We start from the raw sequence: 3,545 nt of genomic DNA on the forward strand, positions 1-3,545 counted from the left end.
TGCTGTCGAGCGACCAGGACGGCAAGGGCTCCCGCGAAGGCGGGATGAACGCGATGCAGGGCTACCTGACGCGCTTTCCGAAGCTCGACGGCGTGTTCACGATCAACGACCCGCAGGCGATCGGCAGCGATCTCGCGGCGAAACAGCTGAACCGCCCGAACATCGTGATCACGTCGGTCGACGGCGCGCCCGACATCGAGGTCGCACTCAAGTCGAACACGCTCGTGCAGGCGTCGTCGAGCCAGGACCCGTGGGCGATGGCGCAGCAAGCCGTCAACGTCGGCTACGGGATCATGAACGGCCAGAAGCCGGCCAATCCGATGATCCTGATCGAGCCGACGCTGATCACGCGCGACAACGTGAAGACCTACAAGGGCTGGAGCTCCCCGCGCTGATCACGCCGATCGCCCGCGAGGCCGGGCAGTGCCGGGCCGCGCCGCCACGCGCGACGCCCCGCACCGCCCGGCTGTTCAGATTCAGATCAACCGCTGTACGGCCGCGCGCGATGCCGCGGCGCAAGGTTTCCACATGACGACGACGTTTCCCCGCCTGATCGTGTTCGGCGAAGCGCTGACCGATTTCATCCGCGACGACGCGCAGCACTGGCACAGCGTCGCCGGCGGCTCGTGCTGGAACGTCGCGCGCGTCGGCGCGCGACTCGGCGTGCCGACGGCCTTCGCCGGCACGGTCAGCCGCGACACCTTCGGCGACGAGCTGATGCGCAAGAGCGCCGACGCGGGGCTCGACATGCGTTTCATCCGGCAAGTCGACCGCGCACCGCTGCTCGCGATGGTCGTCTCGAAGCAGCCGCCCCACTATTTCTTCATCGGCGAAAACAGCGCCGATCTCGCGTTCGATCCGGCCGATTTGCCGGTCGGCGCGTTCGACGCGGCCGACATCGTGCACGTCGGCTCGCTCGGCGTCGTGCGCGAGCCGCTCGCGTCGCGCCTGATCGAACTCGCGCAGGCCGCACGGGCGGCCGGCAAGCGGATCTCGTTCGATCCGAACTTCCGTGCGCCGATGGCCGCGCCGTCGTATCGCGACACGCTGCGCCGGCTGACCGCGCTCGCCGACTGGATCAAGGTATCCGACGAGGATCTGCGCGGGCTGTTTCCCGAACTCGACGAAGCGGCCGCACTCGCGCAGTTGCGTGCATGGGCGCCCGACGCGACGATGCTCGTCACGCGCGGCGCGGCCGGCATGCAGCTGCTGCATCGCGATACCGTGCTGTTCCAGCCGGCGCTCCCGGCCGAGGTGGCCGACACGGTCGGCTGCGGCGATGCGAGCATCGGCGGCTGGCTCGCGAGCCAGCTCGCCCGCCCCGAGGCATCGGCCGCCGAGCATCTGCGCTACGCGGCCGCGTGCGCGGCCGTCGCTTGTGAACATGCAGGCGCCTATGCGCCGACGGCTGCGGAAGTGGCCGACATGATCGAACGCACCACCGCCAACGCCGCGCTTTCGCAATAGACGGCGCGGACGCACCGTCACACAGGGCGCGTGCCGTCGCCGCCGTCCGGCGGTTTTCCGGCCTGCAGCAGTTGCAGGCTCTCGTCGACGCTGAGCTCCGACATCGCGTCGTCGTGCAACGTATCGTCCGCCGCACGGCGCAGCGCATGCAGCGCGTGCGTCTTGAGCCGGACGAGCGCGAGCCGCAGCCCGCGCGCCGCGCATTCGGCCGCGAACGTGCGCAACGATTCGATCGTCGTGCCGTCGACGTCCGGCGTTTCCTCGAGACTCACCATCACGATATGGGTGTCCGGCGCGGCCTTCATCAGCGCCCGCACGCGATTGAGCATCCGGTCCGCATTCGCGAAGAACAGCTGCGCCTCGGGCCGCACGATCAGCACGCCGGGCACCGGTTTCGCATCGGCGTGACTCGCGACGTCGACGAAATCGTGGCTGTCGCGCAACCGGCCGAGCACGCTGACGTTCGGCTCGGACAGCTTGCGCAGCGTCAGCAGCAGGCTCACGCCGATCGCCGCGAGCAGGCCGTGCAGCACGCCTAGCACGAGCACCGCGAGCAGCGCCGCGATCACGACGAGCCGGTCGCGATGCCAAGCCCAGTACGGCCGGAACACGGACGGATGCAGCGAATGGCTGACCGCGAAGATCACGATGGCCGCGAGCACGGGCTCGGGCGTACGCGCGAGTTGCGGCAGCAGCAGCCAGACGATCAGCGCGACCACGCCGGCCGCCCACATCCCCGCCAAACGCGACTGCGCACCGGCCGCCTCGTTCGCCGACGTCGCCGAATAGCCGGCGCCGACCGGCATCCCGTGCAGCAGCCCCGACACGAGGTTCGCGCAGCCGAGCGCGACGAGGTCGCGGTTCGGCGACACGGTATCGCCATGCTTCAGCGCGAAGTTGCGGATCGAACCGTACGACTCCGCATACAGGATCAGCATCAGCGCAAATGCGAGCTCGACCGTCTGCATCCACGCATTGCGGTCGAGATGCGGCAAGCCGAATTCGAGGTGCCGGAAATCGATATGGCCGACGATCGCGATTCCGTACCGCTGCCAGTCGACCACGTAACCCGCCGCGATCGACAGCACGATCACGATGAGCGTCGCGGGCACGCGCGCGCCGCGGCCGAGCACGAACAACAGCGCAAGTGCCGTCGCACCGACCACGACGCTCGCGAGATTCGCGTGCGGCGCACCGGCGAGCAGGTCGAGCGCGACGTGCGGCGCATCGCTGTGCTGTACGGAAATCGCGAGAATCTTCGGCAACTGCTTGATGACGATCGTCAGCGCGAGACCGAACGTGAAGCCGCGCAGCACGGGCCGCGCGACGAAATCCGACATGCCGCCGAGCCGCGCGACACCGGCCAGGATGAACAGCACGCCGGTCGTCGCGACGAGCGCCGCCGCGAGCGCGAGCTGCGCGGCCAGCGCCATCCCCGATTCGGCGAGCACGGTCGCCGCGAGCACCGCGGCCGACGATGACGTCGACGATACGATCGCGAAGCGGCTGCTGCCGGTCAACGCATAGACGACGAGCCCTGACAGCAGCGCGATCAGGCCGGCCTGCGGCGGCAGGTTGGCCAGCCCCGCATACGCGACCGCCTCGGGAATCAGCAGGCCGGCAATCGACAGGCCGGCCAGCGCATCGAGGCTGACGCGCCGCGGGCGCGGCGCGGGCGGCGTGTCGAGCGCGACGAAATGGTCGGGATGCTGCGGGCCGGCGTCGGGGCGAATCGGAGCGGTCGTCATGAGACGGCGGAGCCGTGAGCCGGTCAGGGCTTCACGGCAATCACGCCCGACCAGCCGGGCAGATAGCGCGCATCCTGCTCGTGCGCGCGCTGCAGCGCGATATCGAGCGCCTTCGCGAAGTTCTTGCGGATCTGGTCGAGCGACACGTGCTGGCGCAGATAGTCGGCCCACAGGAATTCGCTGAACGGCGTCGCGTCCTTCGCGTAGCCGCCCGCCGTGCGCAGTTCGCCGGCGAGGCTGCGGTACGGATCGTCCTCGAGCCCCGTCAGCACCTTCGGCAAATGCGCATAGTCGCGCCGCGAGCCGTCCGGGCCGAACGGATGCACCCAC

Annotated in this window: 4 protein-coding genes; 2 read left to right on the top strand and 2 right to left on the bottom strand. The window is 69.4% G+C overall.

Translation table 11 applies throughout. From position 1 onward, the window contains the following. Both JMF90_RS29180 and JMF90_RS29185 read left to right on the top strand, forming a co-directional pair. Nucleotides 1–395 (top strand): substrate-binding domain-containing protein (locus tag JMF90_RS29180; protein ID WP_201325762.1); only part of this gene is annotated, 395 nt, incomplete at its 5' end. A 133-nt stretch (nt 396–528) separates the two neighbouring features. After that, a complete protein-coding gene (locus JMF90_RS29185; RefSeq protein WP_077178440.1) occupies nt 529–1,467 on the top strand; it encodes a carbohydrate kinase in 939 nt (312 codons plus the stop codon). Nucleotides 1,468–1,484: 17 nt separating this feature from the next. Here the strand turns inward: JMF90_RS29185 and JMF90_RS29190 are convergent, their stop codons facing one another. After that, the gene (locus JMF90_RS29190) at nt 1,485–3,215 is read right to left on the bottom strand and encodes a SulP family inorganic anion transporter (RefSeq protein ID WP_201316874.1); all 1,731 of its coding nucleotides are present in this window, start codon (nt 3,213–3,215) and stop codon (nt 1,485–1,487) included. A gap of 23 nt (nt 3,216–3,238) precedes the next feature. Beyond that, nucleotides 3,239–3,545, bottom strand: a 307-nt coding sequence (locus tag JMF90_RS29195; protein ID WP_305790762.1) for a ParB-like protein, incomplete at its 5' end; no start/stop codon positions are given.

This window comes from Burkholderia sp. E168m23, from assembly GCF_016586125.1.
In the GTDB taxonomy this organism is placed as follows: Bacteria; Pseudomonadota; Gammaproteobacteria; order Burkholderiales; family Burkholderiaceae; genus Burkholderia; species Burkholderia orbicola.

Excerpts from the sequence above, each read along its gene's own strand:
- JMF90_RS29185 (WP_077178440.1), top strand. The coding sequence starts at position 529 with ATGACGACGACGTTTCCCCGCCTGATCGTGTTCGGCGAAGCGCTGACC.
- JMF90_RS29190 (WP_201316874.1), bottom strand. The coding sequence starts at position 3,215 with ATGACGACCGCTCCGATTCGCCCCGACGCCGGCCCGCAGCATCCCGAC.